Here is a 14841-nt window from a genome sequence, read left to right as displayed (position 1 = left end):
GATCAGCAGGCTAACCTGCCATTTCTTGCCAAATTCTCTCAGCCGGAAGGCGCAAAGCTTCAGCCTGCCGCCACCTCCGCTCGCCGCTCCTCAATAATTTTCTTCGCCAGATGATCCGGCACGTCCTGATAACCGTGCGGCTTGACAGAAAAGGCCCCCCGGTCCCCAGTCAGGGAACGCAGATCGGCGCTGTAGTTCTGCAATTCCGCCTGCGGCACCACGGCGCTGATGGTGATGACCGTGCCGCCCGTGTCCATGCCCTGCACGCGGGCGCGGCGCGTTTGTAGGTCGCTAATCAGGTCACCCGTGAACGAGGCAGGCGCGCGAACCTTCAGCAGCACGGCGGGTTCCAGCAGACCGGGCCGGGCGTTTTCCAGCGCGTTCTTGAGGGCCTGACCGCCCGCCATGCGAAAGGCAATGTCCGAACTGTCCACATCGTGGTAACTGCCGTCCAGCACGGTCACGCGCACGTCTTGCATCGGGTAGCCCGCCAGACTGCCCTTGATCATGGCCTCCTGCACGCCCTTCTCTATGCTGGGAATGTACTTGCCGGGAATCGCGCCGCCCACCACCGCACTCCTGAATTCAAAATCCTCGCCGGGTTCAATGCGAATGGTGCAGTCGCCGTATTGCCCGTGGCCGCCGCTCTGTTTCTTGTGTTTGCCCTGCGCCTCGGCGGCGGCGTGGATGGTCTCGCGGTATGCGATTTGCGGCGTGGTGGTGGTGACGGTCACGCCCTGCGCGGCCAGTTTCTCGGCGGCAATGGTCAGGTGCATGTCGCCCATGCCGCTCAGCAGTTGCTCCCCGGTCTGCGGGTCACGCCGGAAGTGCAGCGTGGGGTCTTCTTCCATCAGCCGGGTCAGCGCCGCGCCTAGCTTGTCCTCATCCTGACGTGTGGCGGGGTGCAGGGCCACCGTATGCGCCGGATCGGGCAGCCATAGCGCGTCGTACTGGATCGGGTGGGCTGGATCGGCCAGCGTGTCCCCGGCGTGCAAGTCGGTCAGTTTGGTCAGCACGCCGATCATTCCAGCACTTAGCTCCGGCACCTCGGTCAACTCCTTGCCGTTGATCAGATAGAGGTGGGCAGGCTTCAGCTCGGTATGGTCACGCGAGGTATTGACTACGGTGTCGCCGGGTTTGAGGGTGCCGCTGTAGACCCGGATATACGCCAGCTTGCCCACGAAGGGATCAATGCTGACGCGCCACACGCGTGCGCTGAACGGCGCGTCGGGCAGCGGTTCGCGGTTCTGGCCGTCCTGCCCGATGGTGGGGCCACGTTCGCGGGCACTACGCAGACCCGACACCAGCAAATCCAGCAGTTGCGGAATGCCGATGCCAGTCGTGGCACTGACCGGAATCACCGGATACAGCGTCCCGGCGTGAACGGCCTTTAAGAAGGCGGCGTGCAGGTCATCCACGCCGATCTTCTCGCCCTCCAGAAAGCGTTCCATCAGCGCGTCGTCGGACTCAATGATCGCGTCGGTCAGGCTATCCCGCGCTTCCTTCAACACCGAGCGCATATCGGAAGGCACGTCCTGCCCGTCGCTCGCCTCGCCCGTTAACACGTTGACCACGCCCCGAAATTCTGGCCCCTCGCCCATCGGCAGGAACAGCGGCGCGACATTGCCCGGCAGGCTGGAGCGCAGATCGGCCAGCACGGCGGAAAAGTTGGCCCGCTCCCGGTCCATCTTGTTCACGGCGATCAGGCGAGGCATGTTGAAGCGGTCTGCGGTGGCCCACACGCGCTCGGTGCCCACCTCCACGCCGCTCACGCCGCTGACCACCATCAGCGTGGCGTCGGATGCGCGAATGCCCCCGCGAATCTCGCGCACGAAATCGGCGTAACCAGGGGTGTCCAGCACCGTGATATCGGTGCCGCCGTGTTTCAGGCGCACGACGCCAGTGGTGATGGAAAAGCCGTGCGCCTTCTCGGCGTCGGTGTGATCGCTGTGGGTGGTGCCGTCCTCCACCTTGCCAGGACGTGAAATGGCCCCACTGTGGTGCAGCAGGGCTTCGCAGAGCGTGGTTTTCCCAGCGCCGCTGTGCGCGGCGAGACTCACAATACGAACGGGCATTCTTGGACCACCGATCCTTTTTAGTCAAAAAGAGGGGGCGGGGCGAACGGCTTCCGGCGCGGACTTGGGTTTTGGTGGGTGCAGTTTACAACGGTTAGATGGCAAGCGCTCAGGCTGAAGCCAAAAGAAACCCCTCAGTCTGCTTCGCAGCCAGCTCCCCTCAAAAGGGAGCCAAGGAGCGTGGAATATCGTGCCACACGCAATCCTCTTGCCTCCCTTCTAAGGGGAGGTGGCCCGCAGGGCCGGAGGGGTTAAGCGGGCAGGGCAATCCCACAACCCCTCTGCCATTTCCCATATTTCCCCCAACCCACACCCGAGCTAAACTTTCACCATGACCATCACTTTCCCCCAGACCGGGATGATGCGAATGCCCCCGCGCCCCTGAGCGGCTGTGTTCAGTCAAAACAGGGGGTTTTCAGGCGGGGTGTAACTCTTCAACGGGATGCACCCCGCCCCCGTTTTTTCTGGCCATTTTTTCCGTATCCTGTGCAGGTTGTCCGCCCCGCCTCTCATCAGGGCGCTGCACCCTCAAAGTGCCGGGTGGAAAGGAAGGCAAACCATGACCGACACCAAACAGAGCAACGAATTCATCATCACCACCGCCATTGATTACGCCAACGGCGAGCCGCACATCGGCCACGTCTATGAGAAGATTCTGGGCGACGCCATCGCGCGCTATCAGCGCCTCTCGGGGCGCGACGTGACCTTCGTGATGGGCACCGACGAACACGGCGAGAAGATCAGCAAGGCCGCCGCCAAGGCCGGTGTCACGCCACAGGAACTGGTAGATGACCTGAGTGACCGCGCCTTCCGGGGACTGTGGGATCGGCTGGAAATCAGCTACGACGCCTTTATCCGCACCACCGACACCAAGCACAAGAAGTTCGTGCAGGGCGTCTTGCAGCGCGTGTACGACGCCGGGGATATCTACTTCGCCGAGTATGAGGGGCTGTACTCGGTGGGCGCGGAACGCTACGTGACCGACAAGGAACTGGTGGAGGGGCCGGACGGCGTGCGCCGCTACCCCGGTGACCCCCAGCCGCCCGAACTGCGGCGCGAGGCCAATTACTTCTTCAAGATGGAGAAGTATCAGGACTGGCTACTGGACACCCTCAAGACCAACCCGACGCTCATTCAACCCGCCGGATACCGCAACGAGGTGCTGGAAATGCTCTCCGAGCCAATCGGCCCCCTGAGCATCAGCCGCCCGAAAAGCCGCGTGCCGTGGGGCATTGAGTTGCCCTGGGACGCCGATCACGTCACCTACGTGTGGTTTGACGCGCTGCTGTCATATCTGACCCCTTTCGTGGCGGGCGGACGTGACCCGGCGACGGTCAGCGGTCTGGCGTGGCACGTCATCGGCAAGGACATCCTCAAGCCGCACGCGGTCTTCTGGCCCACCATGCTGAAGGCGGCGGGTTATCCGCTGTACCGCAAGCTGGTGGTCCACAGCCACATCCTGGCCGAGGATGGGCGCAAGATGGGCAAAAGTCTGGGCAACGCCATTAACCCGCAGCAACTGGTGAATGACTTCCCGGTGGACGCCATCCGCTACACCCTGTTGCGCGAGGCGTCGCTGGGCGCAGACAGTCCCTACGGCGAGGGCATTCTGGTGTCGCGCCTGAACAGCGATCTGGCCAACGACCTGGGCAATCTGCTGTCCCGCACGGTCAGCATGATCCATAAATACAGAGGTGGCGTGCTGCCCGCCGCGCACGAACCAAACGAGCGCGAACGCGAGATTGAGGCGGCGGCGCTGGCCCTGCCGGGTCAGATTCTGGCCCTCGTGGATGACCTCAAGATCAATATGGCCATTGAGGCGGCCATGAACTTCGTGCGCGATCTGAACCGCTACATCGCTGAGAGTGCACCGTGGAACCTGGCGAAGTCCGAAGACACGGCCCGCCGTCTGGATACCGTGCTGTACACCGCTGCCGAGGGCCTGCGCGTCGCCTCCGTGTGTCTGGAAGCGGTGATTCCCGGCAAGGCCCGCGAGTTGCGGGCGCAACTGGGCCTGGGCACCCAGACCTACGCTCTGGCCGGGGCCTGGGGCCTGATTCCAGCCGGAACCCGCGTGCCGGGGGGGCCGATTCTCTTTCCAAAACCAGAACTGTCCAAGCCGGAGCAGGAAGCAAAGGAAGGTGCGACAGAAAAGCCAGCCAAGCCCCAGAAGCCCGTGCAGAAGGAGAAGAAAGTCGTGACCCAGGTTGCCGAACCTATCCCGCCCGTCGCCAGTGCTACCCCCGCCGAAACCGAGGCCCTGATTTCCATCGACGACTTCGCCCGCATCGACCTGCGCGTGGCCGAGGTGATCGCCTGCGAGGCGGTGGCGAAGGCCGATAAGCTGCTCAAGCTGACGGTGAAAATGGGCGAGGAAACGCGCACGGTGGTCAGCGGGATTCGCAAGTGGTATGAGCCGGAAGCCCTGGTGGGCCGCAAGGTGATTCTGGTGGCGAACCTGAAGCCTGCCAAGTTACGCGGCATCGAATCCCAGGGCATGATCCTGGCTGCCGAGGACGACGCGGGTAACCTTGATCTGGTGGGCCTGGGGCTGGATTTGCCGAGTGGGACGAAGGTTCGCTGAGGCACGGGCAAAATAAGAAGCTGCCAGAAGCGAGTGAGCCTCTGGCAGCTTTGGTTCTGGATGGATGCTTACGGAATCAGGTAGGTGATTTCCAGGGTGGGCTTGTTGGTGGCGCTGTCGCCCGATCTCAGGTAAGCGATGTCGGCGTTGCCGTCCCCGTCGGTCAGCTTGGCGAAGCGCAGGCGGTACTGCGAGCGGACACGGCTGTTGGTGCGGTCATCCTTGAGGGCACTCAGGACAGACTTGGTGTAGTTGCCGAGAGTGAGGCTGCTGATGATGTCGCCCTGGTTGCTGTACACCGTGGGATCGAAGTCGACGGCGGTCAGTGAGGTGCCGTAATTCACATGATCCAGAATCAGGTCGCTGGCCCCCACATCCAGGTCGGTATACGGATTGCCAGCCACCACATACTGGTTGACGGTCAGGTTCGCGGCCAGAATGTTGGCGCTGGTCAGGGCGGCTGGCAGGCCAGTCAGATCGAAGCTCAGATAGCTGCGGTAAGTGGCATTTCCAACCGAGGCGCTGTCGCCGATATACAGAGAGTCGTCGTTGGTCACTACCTCTCCGTCCGAGCGCACTCGCCCGTCCAGCGTCGCCGTGCTGTTAATCGTGGTGGTGATCTGCTTAAAGGTTTTGAAGCTGCTGTTGGTGGCGGGAAGGGCGTTGCCTGCCATGTCGGTGGCAGTGGTGGTCAGGCTGAAGGCGTAGGTCTTGCCGGCGGCGGTATAGAGCATGTCTGCATTGGGATTGATGGTCATGACCGTGCCTGCCGGATTCCAGCTAAAGACGACTCCAGCGGCAGGCAGATCGGTAGACTGGTAAGCCGCCTGAGTGGCCGCCTGGTTCATCTTCTCGCTGAAGGTCACCGTGATGTTGGCGTTCTTGGGCACGCCGGTGGCCCCGCTGGCCGGCGTGATGGACACGATGCTGGGCGCAGTGACGTCGGTGGGTGCCCCGATACTGACGGTCACGTCGCTGGTGGCCTCCCTGGTGTTTCCGGCGGCGTCACGGGCGACAGCGCGGTACTGCACGGTGCCGTTGTCGGCTGCCGTCACGTTGTCGCTGGCCTCGTAGGGTACGGTGGTGTCGGTGCTGATCTCGGCTGCGCCCCGGTAGAACACCACCTGGGTCACGCCGACATCATCGGTGGCCGCCGCTGTCAGGCCCACGGCTCCAGCCGCCATCACCGGATTGGGGGACGCCGTCAGGCTGACCGTGGGCGCGGTGGTGTCTCCGGCTGGCGTTCCTCCCCCACCTCCGCAGGCGGCGAGGCTCAGGGCGGTGGTCAGCAGCAGGGCAATATTCAGTGGTTTCATGGTGTTCTCCTCCTGGGCGCGGGAAGCCCGGCCAACCGCTGGCCAGATGCATCTCCTTCGCATGACCCCACCTTAAAAAACACACCGTGACCGGACCATGATCAACCGTGACCACCGTGAACTCGCACCGTGATCGCCAGCCCACCATGCGTCCTGCTGAATGCCCTGCCGAACCGTTCACGCCCGAAGTTCACGGCGAGCCGAGTAGACTGGACCGTATGCCGTTTATCGTGGTTTCGGGATTGTCGGGCAGTGGCAAGAGTACGGTTCTGCGCACGCTGGAGGACGCGGGCTTCTTTACCACCGACAACCTGCCGCCCGAGCTGTGGGGGGCCATGCACGATCTGGCCGACGCGCGCGGCCTGAAACGGGTGGCCATCAGCACCGACGCGCGTACCCGCGACTTCCTGGGGGCGCTGGAATCCAGCTACCTGCGGCTGTCGCGCCGCCGTGAGGACCTGCGGGTGCTGTTTTTAGAGGCCACTGCGGACGTGCTGCTCAAGCGCTACAACCTGACCCGCCGCGAACACCCGCTGGGCGACACCCTGATGGTGGACTTTGCCCGCGAACGCGAACTGCTCGCGCCGCTGCGCTCGATTGCCGATACGGTGATCGACACCACTGATCTGAGTGCCAAGGAATTGTCCGAGCGGGTGCTGAGCTTGTACCGCCTGGAGCGCGATTTCCACCTGCGGCTGGTGTCCTTCGGCTTCAAGCACTCGCCGCCGCGCGACGTGGATCTGGTGCTGGACGTGCGGACCCTGCCCAACCCCTTCTACGATCTGGCCCTGCGCCCCCGCACGGGCCTGGAAAAGGACGTGGCCGACTACGTGTTCCAGAACGACGATGCCCAGAACTTCTACGCCGAGTTGCGCGGTTTCGTCCGCACCGCCGCCGAGCGGGCGAAGGCCAGCGGGCGGCATGGATACACGGTGGGCATCGGCTGCACGGGCGGGCAGCACCGCGCCGTGGCCGTGACGGACCGTCTCGCGGGTGATCTGAAAGACCTGAATGTGGAGGTGGCCGATCACCGCGACATGAAGCTGGAGGCGGACTGAGATGGGGAGGCGGCGATGAGCGATCCGCCCCTGCTCGACGACCAACGGCTGGGTAAGCGGTCTCCAGCCACTCCGGGCCGGGCCAGTGCCGTGCGGCGTCGAGCGGTGCGGGGTGGGCAGTACGCCCGCCGCCGCGCCCGCGTGTGGCTCGCGCCGGGCATGGGCGTCAAGCGCTGGCTGACCCTGTTCATGGTCTGCACGCTGGTCGGGGCGGTGGGCTTCCTCCACTTCACCTGGACCGGACCGCTGCACTTCGTCGCCACCCGCTGGATTCTGTACCTCAATGCCCTGGCCAGTCCTGAGCTGGTCCCGCTGCACATCACTGGCATGGCGGTTATGGCCCTGGCGCTGATTGGAGCGTTTTTCAGCATCGCCATGCTCAACCGTTCCATTCTGCGCGGCATGGGTACAGCTCCCGGCACGGCGCTGGACCTGATCTACGAGCGGCGCAATCTGTCACGCGGTCCCCGGATCGTGGCGGTGGGCGGCGGCACGGGCCTGTCCAACCTCCTGAGCGGCCTGCGCCCCTACACCGCACACACCACCGCTGTCGTGACCGTTTCCGACGACGGCGGCAGCAGCGGGCGGCTGCGCGAGTCGCTGGACATGATTGCCCCCGGTGACCTGGTGGACTGTTACGCCGCCCTCAGCGACAGCCCGGTCATGGCGCGGCTGCTGCTGCACCGCTTCACGCGCGGCGACGGCATCCAGGGCCACACCTTCGGAAATCTGATGCTGGCCACCCTCAGCGAGGAGGAGGGCGGGCTGGCCGTGGCCATGAAGGACATCCACGAGGTGCTGCGGATTCGCGGGCAGGTCTTCCCGGCCACCACGGCCCCCGCCACCCTGGTGGCCCATCTGGAAGACGGCGGCGTGATCCGGGGTGAGAGCCAGTTTGCCCTGTCGGTGGGCCACTCCCGCATCCGGCAGGTCAGCCTCGATCCGCCGGACCTGCCTGCATTGCCCCCCGTGCTGGACGCCATCGGCGACGCCGACCAACTGGTGCTGGGGCCGGGCAGCCTGTTCACCAGCATCATCCCCGCGTTGCTGGTGCCGGGGATCGCCCGCGCCGTGCGCGAGTCGGCGGCCCCGCTGATCTACGTGTCCAGCCTGATGACCGAACCCGGCGAGACCGACGGCCTGAGTCTGGAAGACCATGTGCGCGCCATCACCTGCCACCTGGGGCGCACCCCCGATTGCGTGCTGGTCAACAGCGCCTCGCTGCCGCCAGAAGTCGTGCAGCGCTACGCAGAGGCGGGCGCACACCTGCTGAGCCTGGAGGGGGCCAGCCGTGACCTGAGCGGCTGCGCCATCGTCCTGCCCCTGCTGCAACCTGGTCAGGCCCGCCATGATCCGGTGGCGCTGGCCCAGGCCCTGTTGACCCAGGCCCCGCGCCGCCTCCAGAACTAGCCAGACCACAGACCGCCCTCCACTGGAGGCGGCGCTGGACTAGAGGCCGCCCGTCCCCCGCCCCTCACTGCCTGTTACGCTGGGCGGCATGACAGCGCTGCAAGACACGGCAACGGGGATCCGCGAGATGGGCGTGCGGGCAAAAGCGGCGGGCCGGGTGCTGCGTTCCCTGCCCACGGCGCGCAAGGTAGAGGCGCTGCGGGCCATCGCCGCCGAGCTGCGTGCCCGTGAAGACGGAATCGTGCGGGCCAACGCCCAGGACGTGCTGGCCGCGCAGGAAGCGGGTCTGCCCGAACACATGATCGCCCGCCTGCGCCTGGACGCCGCCGCGCTGAGAACGGTGGCCGCCGACGTGGAGGCCGTCTCGCGCCTGCCCGATCCGGTGGGGGAGACCACGGGGGCGCAGACCCAGCCCAGCGGCATTCAGGTCTCGCAGAGGCGCGTGCCGCTGGGCGTGCTGGGCGTCATTTACGAATCGCGCCCCAACGTGACGGTGGACGTGGCGGCGCTGGCCCTGATGAGCGGCAATGCGGTCATTCTGCGCGGCGGCAAGGAAACGGTCCACAGCAACGCGGCGCTGGAGGGAGCGATTCGCGCGGCTCTGGAGGCCCAGAATCTCCCCGCCGACGCCGTGCAGGTCATCCACGATCCGGCCCGCGAGCGCATGCGCGAACTGCTGCGCCTGGACGATCTGGTGGACGCCATCATCCCGCGCGGCGGGGCCGGGCTGCACCGTTACTGCGTGGAGAATGCCACTGTCCCCGTGATCGTGGGCGGTATCGGCGTGGTGCATATCTACTTGGACGCCAGCTTCACCCGTGATCCGCAGGACGTTCAGCGGGCTGCCGAGATCGTCGTGAATGCCAAGGTTCAGAAACCCAGCGCCTGCAATGCGTTGGACACGCTGCTGATTGACCGTGACGCCCTGCCTGCGTTGCCCCAGATTACCCGCGCATTGTTGGAAAATGGCGTGGAAGTGCGCGCCGACGCCGAGGCGTGGGGCGCGTTGCAGGACGCGGGCATTGTTGTGACACCTGCCGACGACGCCGATTACGGCACTGAATTCCTGGCCCTGACCGCCAGCCTCAAAGTCGTGGCTGGTCTGGAGGAAGCGCTGGATTTCATCGCCACGCATGGCAACCACACCGACGTGATCCTGACGCGCGACGACGCCCAGATCACCCGCTTTATTCAGGATGTGGACAGCGCCGCCGTGATCGTCAATGCCAGCCCCCGTTTCAATGACGGCGGGCAACTGGGGCTGGGTGCGGAAGTTGCCATCAGCACACAGAAGCTGCACGCACGCGGGCCGATGGGCCTCCGGGAACTGACCACGACGAAATGGGTGGTGGTGGGGGAAGGGCAGATCAGGGACTAGATCAGGAGAAGGGGAAGCAGAGTCGAAACTGCTTCCCCTTCTCGTTGATCGCTTCAGACGCCCAGCGGTACATCCACCCCAAGCTCGGCCAGCACGGTACGGATCGCCTGCGCGTCGATTCCGGCGCGGGCGTGGACGCTCTCGGTGGTGGCGTGGTCCTGAAACTCGTCGGGAATGCCCAGCATCCGCACCGGAACCATGAGGCCCATGCTGTTCAGGGCCTCCAGCACGGCGCTGCCGAAGCCGCCCACCAGCGTATTGTCCTCCACCGTGATGATCGTGCGGGCGCTTCCGGCCAGTTCGCGCAGCATGTTCAGGTCCAGCGGCTTGACGAAGCGGGCGTTCACCACACCGACACCCGGTAAATCGCCTGCCGCCGCCTGCGCGTATTCCAGCGCCTTGCCGCCCGCCAGGATCACGGCGTCCGAGCCGTCCTTGACGCGCTCCCAGGTTCCCCATTCCAATTCGGGCCACGTTCCTTCCGGCACCCTGGCGGTGTTGCCGCGCGGGTAACGGATGGCAAACGGGCCGCCGTGTTCCTGCGCGTATTTCAACATGCCGCGCAACTCGTTCGCGTCTTTGGGCAGCCCAATCCGCACATTTGGAATGCTGCGGAGGTAGCTCAGATCGAACACACCGTTGTGCGTCGAGCCGTCCGCCCCCACGATCCCGGCACGGTCAATGGCGAAGGTGACATTCAGATTTTCAATCGCCACGTCATGCAGCACCTGATCGTAGGCGCGTTGCAGGAATGTGGAATAGATCGCCACGATGGGCCGCAGACCCTGCAACGCCATCCCGGCGGCGGTGGTCACGGCCACGTCCTCGGCGATGCCCACGTCCAGATAGCGGTGCGGGTGCGCCTTGCTGTAGCCCACCAGCCCGCTGCCCTCACGCATGGCGGGGGTGATCACGAAGGTACGCGGGTCAACCTTTGCCAGTTCGGTCACGGCATCGCCGAATGCAGCGCTCCACGAGTAGGCGTTGCTGGCCTTGAAATCCCCGGTGTCCGGGTCAAATTTTCCGGGGCCGTGCCAGTAGATCGGGTCCGCCTCGGCGTAGCTCAGGCCCTTGCCCTTGCGCGTGACCACATGCAGGATCGTGGGGCCGTCCAGATCGACCAGCCGTTCCATCAGCCACACCAGTTCCTGAACGTTGTGGCCGTCCACCGGGCCGACATAGCGCACGCCCATCATGGCGAAGGGGTTGACGCTGGCCGGGTCGAAGAAGTGGCGGGTGCTGCTCTTGGCGCGGCTCATGAAATCGGCCAGCGGCTTGCTCAGGGACTGCACGGCCTTTTTCCCGGCCCCCTCGCCCTCCTGAAACCATTTTTGCACTTGCAGGCCGCGCATGAACTTGTTGATTGCACCCACATTCTCGGAAATGCTCATCTCGTTGTCGTTCAGGACGATCAGCATCTTGCGGCGCAGGTCCCCGATGGTGTTCAGGGCGGCCAGCGCCATGCCGCCGGTCAGCGAACCGTCCCCGATGACGGCGGCCACCTTGTAATCCTGCCCCAGCGCGTCGCGCGCCATCGCCATGCCCAGCGCGTTCGCCAGACTGGTGCTGGCGTGACCCACGGTGATCGCGTCGTGTTCGGACTCGCTGACCTTGGTGAAGCCGCTCAAGCCGCCTTCCTTCTTGACGGTGGCCATCTGCTCGCGCCGTCCGGTCAGCATCTTGTGGGCGTACGCCTGATGGCCGACGTCAAAGAGAATGCGGTCACGCGGGCTGTTCAGCACGTAATGCAGCGCCACCACCAGATCGGTGGCCCCCAGCGAGGACGCCAGATGCAGGCCGCCCACCGAGCAGACCCGCACGATCTCGTCGCGCAGTTCCTGGCTCAGTTCGGGCAGTTGATCGCGCGAGAGCTTCTTGAGGTCATCGGGTCCAGCGATCCGGTCCAGCAGCGGTGTGAGCCTGTGCCCCAGATCCATTCCATCCGCCTTTTTGAGTTCGGTCATCAGCGCCCTCCCTTGAAGTTGCGTCCCACCAGCAGTAAGCCTTCAGGTGTGCGGACCTCGCCCACATACGGCGTGAACCACAGTTGTTGCGTGGCTGGAAACAGGCCGCCCACCGTATCGCTGACCTGACGGGTGACCACCCAGACCTCGAATTTTCCGGCGGGCGTGTCCTGCTGCCGCTGTTCCTGCACGGTGTAGCTGTAATTCAGCGTGCCCTGCGCCTGCACCTTGCCGTCGTCGCCGCTGATGGCGATGTTGCTCACGCCCTGCCACGTCAGGCCCACCTTCCAGGCGCTTTCCGCCGGGTATTCCAGCCACGGCGGGTCCAGTCGCACATTGACGCCGGGTTTGCGGAGGCCCAGCAGCTTGACGCCGTCTGCCGAGAAAGTCCGGTACCACGTCTGGTCCGCACCGCGCCCGGTCAGTTGCAGCGCCTGCACGGTCTGGTTGGCGTAGATGCTCGGCCCCAGCGCCCGCAGCACGTAGGGCATGGCGGAAGTCGGCTCGCCTTCGGGCAGGTAGGACCACGCCAGCCCGGCCTGACTGGGATAAAAGGACACCGTGCTGACAGGCGTGCTGGTCTGCACGGTGGGGCCAGGGCCGCTGGTCTTGGGCGTGCAGGCGCTCAGGCCCAGCAGCAGGGCCGGAACGAGGGCGAGAAAGAGGGTGGGGCGCATATTCCCCAGAGTAACGTGATGCATTGACCGCATTCTGTCAGTTAAGAGCAAGTCACGCGTCCTGCTTTTGGGTGATGGGGTGGATGGAGGGCGTGTGGGAGGGCGGGGAGGGGGGGTTTCTAAGGGTGGGTTTATGGATTTGGACGAGGTGGTTAGATTTTGTTGCTCTTTTGCAAATTGCAGCGCCGACACAGCAGTTGCAGATTGTTCTCGGTACTCGCTCCGCCCAGGCTATGGGGAATCACATGATCGTATTCCAGATAATTGTTGTCCCCGCACTCTACGCATTTCCCCTGATCCCTTTGCCACACAGCGATTTTGACGTTCTGTGGAATGCTGCGGCTTGCCCGTTCAGTCTGCGGCATCAGCAAGAGCCGCTTATGCAGCCGCACTAAAGCGTCCAGAGTGGCGCTGAGAATCAGGGGTTTGGTGACATGGTGATAGGTGCCGCTGCCCTTCTTGACCGACAGTTCGAGATTCACGCCGTCCGAGCGTTCCTCAATCCGAAGAATTTTGCCGTACTGCACGTTCCAGCCGCCCTCGCCCGCGCTGCCGATGAAATAAATCTGACGGTTGGTCACCACCACACGTCCAACGATGTCGCGGCTGCGGGTGGCGGTGACATGTCGAAAAGTGGCAGAAACTTCCAGGTGGGCCACTTCGCCAGCGTCCAGAAGAACTGTCGTCTGAACTGCGGGCAGGTGGCCTTCGCGGATGCTGGTGGCGGCGCGCAAATCCGCAAGTTCGCTTTGGAGGGGGGCCAGCAGGCCCGGCGGGATGCGGAGCAAACGCGCCAGATCCCCAAAATCACTTTCCTCCTGCGAACTGATGATTCCATCCGAATAGGCGAGGGTGAGTGTCCGCTCCATCAGGCGCACAGCATCGGTCCTCACAAAATCAAGGGCAGCTTTGGCATACAGTTCTTCCCGTAAAATAGTCTGCTGTAAATCCTGCCATTCATGATGTTCCATGACGCCGTCCGCACAGGCTGCCAGAAAGCGCGTGCGGAAACGCCCTAGTGCCTCCTGAGCCTTGTGGGCACACTCGCGGCACAGCCCCTCGTTGTTCAGCTTGAGCGGCGCGAAGAGACTTCCCCGCTTGCCGCAGTGCTGGCAAGCACGGGCATCAGCGGTGGGTCGTGGTGGGGCCGATTGAAGGGGTTCCCAGACAGCAAGCAGTGGTGTGGAAGATGTGTCGGGGATCTGGCTTGCCGTTTGGTCAGGTTGGGCGGGTTGATCACGCTGCGGAAGAGGCGTTTCCGCGTGGCCTGATACGGACTCCGATTAATTCATGCAGAGCGGCCACCAGTGGAAAAGGGTGTGCTGGGTGATGAGGTCAGGTTGAGTTTCAAGCCAAGCGCACTGCTGACCCAACGTGTCTTGAAGGTGATCCAACGAGTCAAAACAGCAGTTAGTGAGCGGCTTATCGGTCAAATTCCAGACCCGTTCCACAGGTTGCAACTCTGGAGCATAGGGAGGAAGCGTGATGGTTTCGATGCCGGGAGGATGTCCCTCCGCAGGAGGGACATGGAAGCCCGCGCCATCTTCAACGAGTAGCACATGATGATGGGGACCAGCGCCAAGACTGGTGGCAAAGGCAGCAATGACGAGTTGATAGGCCCGTTTTGTCACCTCTGGAATCAACCAGAACTGGCTGGCTCCAGTTTCAGGACAGACGAAGGCGTAGAGATAAAGCCACTCGTAACGGGGCTGAACGGGCCGGATGGCCGGTTGACCAGTCGGTGTCCAGACGGGCCGGGTGATGGGTTGTAAGCCGATCCGATGCTCGTCCATCGCCCAGAGTGAGACATGTGGATGGAGCCGCTCCGCTGCGCGAAGCCGCTCCGTCAGGACTTTGATTTGAACGCTTCTTTGGCTGCTTCGTCGCCTCCGACGTGCCGGGGACGAGGCCGTTGTGGCGAAAATCCAGCCAGACGCATGAATTCATAGGTTCGGCTGAGGTAGACCTCTTTGCCGAACTGTTCTCGAATCCATTGCTGGAGCATTTTGCCATCCCAGACGATGCCTTGGTCAAAATCTTGTCGCAGATGAACAGCAACAGCTTGCTGTTCATCTGGACTCAGGACCGTAGGTGCGCCCTGATTGTGCGCCCGACCATCCCCTAAACCGTCCAGGCCGAGGGTGTGATACCGCTGCAAAATGTTACGCGCCCCAGACACTGAGTACTTGGTCAATTCCAAAAGTTCAGTTTCCGTTTTGCCCTCAGCGAGGAAAGCGAAGAATTGCGCTCTACGCCGCTCGACGGCGCAAGTACTGGCACGGAAAATGCTCCAGAAGTCGTCAGCAGAGTGCTGGAGTTGGATGGAAGAGAAGAATTTTTTGATCTGTACAGCCTACAGGATTTAATCGGAGTCCGTAT

Annotated in this window: 11 protein-coding genes; 4 read left to right on the top strand and 7 right to left on the bottom strand. The window is 63.7% G+C overall.

What is annotated here, in order from left to right; all coding sequences use genetic code 11:
• Window positions 1-59 precede the first annotated feature (59 nt).
• Window positions 60-2075 carry an elongation factor G gene (gene fusA / locus Q319_RS0114245; RefSeq protein WP_029483152.1) on the bottom strand — a complete coding sequence of 672 codons (2016 nt, stop codon included), beginning with the start codon at window positions 2073-2075 and terminating at the stop codon, window positions 60-62.
• Between the two features lie 559 nt (window positions 2076-2634).
• On the opposite strand from fusA, the gene metG reads away from it, so the two are divergent.
• A complete protein-coding gene (gene metG / locus Q319_RS0114240; protein ID WP_029483151.1) occupies window positions 2635-4659 on the top strand; it encodes a methionine--tRNA ligase in 2025 nt (674 codons plus the stop codon).
• A 68-nt stretch (window positions 4660-4727) separates the two neighbouring features.
• On the opposite strand, the gene Q319_RS25610 is transcribed toward metG, so the two are convergent.
• Window positions 4728-5975 carry an Ig-like domain-containing protein gene (locus tag Q319_RS25610; protein ID WP_051655401.1) on the bottom strand — a complete coding sequence of 416 codons (1248 nt, stop codon included), beginning with the start codon at window positions 5973-5975 and terminating at the stop codon, window positions 4728-4730.
• A gap of 218 nt (window positions 5976-6193) precedes the next feature.
• Here Q319_RS25610 and rapZ point away from each other — a divergent pair, with 218 nt between their 5' ends.
• The 3 genes from rapZ to Q319_RS0114220 all read left to right on the top strand — a co-directional run bounded on the left by rapZ (window position 6194) and on the right by Q319_RS0114220 (window position 9821).
• Window positions 6194-7033: an RNase adapter RapZ gene (gene rapZ, locus Q319_RS0114230; RefSeq protein WP_029483149.1), complete on the top strand. Its 840-nt coding sequence runs from the start codon at window positions 6194-6196 to the stop codon at window positions 7031-7033.
• Window positions 7034-7048: 15 nt separating this feature from the next.
• Window positions 7049-8443 carry a uridine diphosphate-N-acetylglucosamine-binding protein YvcK gene (locus Q319_RS0114225; protein WP_081846054.1) on the top strand — a complete coding sequence of 465 codons (1395 nt, stop codon included), beginning with the start codon at window positions 7049-7051 and terminating at the stop codon, window positions 8441-8443.
• Window positions 8444-8531: 88 nt separating this feature from the next.
• A complete protein-coding gene (locus Q319_RS0114220) occupies window positions 8532-9821 on the top strand; it encodes a glutamate-5-semialdehyde dehydrogenase (protein WP_029483147.1) in 1290 nt (429 codons plus the stop codon).
• Between the two features lie 53 nt (window positions 9822-9874).
• On the opposite strand, the gene dxs is transcribed toward Q319_RS0114220, so the two are convergent.
• The 5 genes from dxs to Q319_RS27180 form a co-directional block, all read right to left on the bottom strand.
• The gene (gene dxs / locus Q319_RS0114215) at window positions 9875-11758 is read right to left on the bottom strand and encodes a 1-deoxy-D-xylulose-5-phosphate synthase (protein ID WP_029483146.1); all 1884 of its coding nucleotides are present in this window, start codon (window positions 11756-11758) and stop codon (window positions 9875-9877) included.
• A gap of 26 nt (window positions 11759-11784) precedes the next feature.
• Window positions 11785-12462 (bottom strand): hypothetical protein, encoded by a 678-nt coding sequence (locus Q319_RS0114210; protein ID WP_029483145.1) that lies wholly within the window; start codon window positions 12460-12462, stop codon window positions 11785-11787.
• A 152-nt stretch (window positions 12463-12614) separates the two neighbouring features.
• On the bottom strand, window positions 12615-13433 hold the full coding sequence (locus tag Q319_RS25605) for an HNH endonuclease (protein ID WP_051655400.1): 819 nt from the start codon (window positions 13431-13433) through the stop codon (window positions 12615-12617).
• A 312-nt stretch (window positions 13434-13745) separates the two neighbouring features.
• Window positions 13746-14312, bottom strand: a complete 567-nt coding sequence (locus Q319_RS26285; RefSeq protein WP_245619251.1) for an IS630 family transposase — start codon at window positions 14310-14312, stop codon at window positions 13746-13748.
• A complete protein-coding gene (locus Q319_RS27180) occupies window positions 14309-14662 on the bottom strand; it encodes a winged helix-turn-helix domain-containing protein (protein ID WP_162178657.1) in 354 nt (117 codons plus the stop codon). Before Q319_RS27180 ends, Q319_RS26285 begins: the two co-directional genes overlap by 4 nt.
• Window positions 14663-14841: the final 179 nt, after the last annotated feature.

It is taken from the genome of Deinococcus marmoris DSM 12784 (assembly GCF_000701405.1).
GTDB classification, from domain to species: Bacteria; Deinococcota; Deinococci; order Deinococcales; family Deinococcaceae; genus Deinococcus; species Deinococcus marmoris.
Note: the sequence above shows the minus strand (reverse complement) of the source record. Positions and strands in the feature narration are given on the sequence as shown.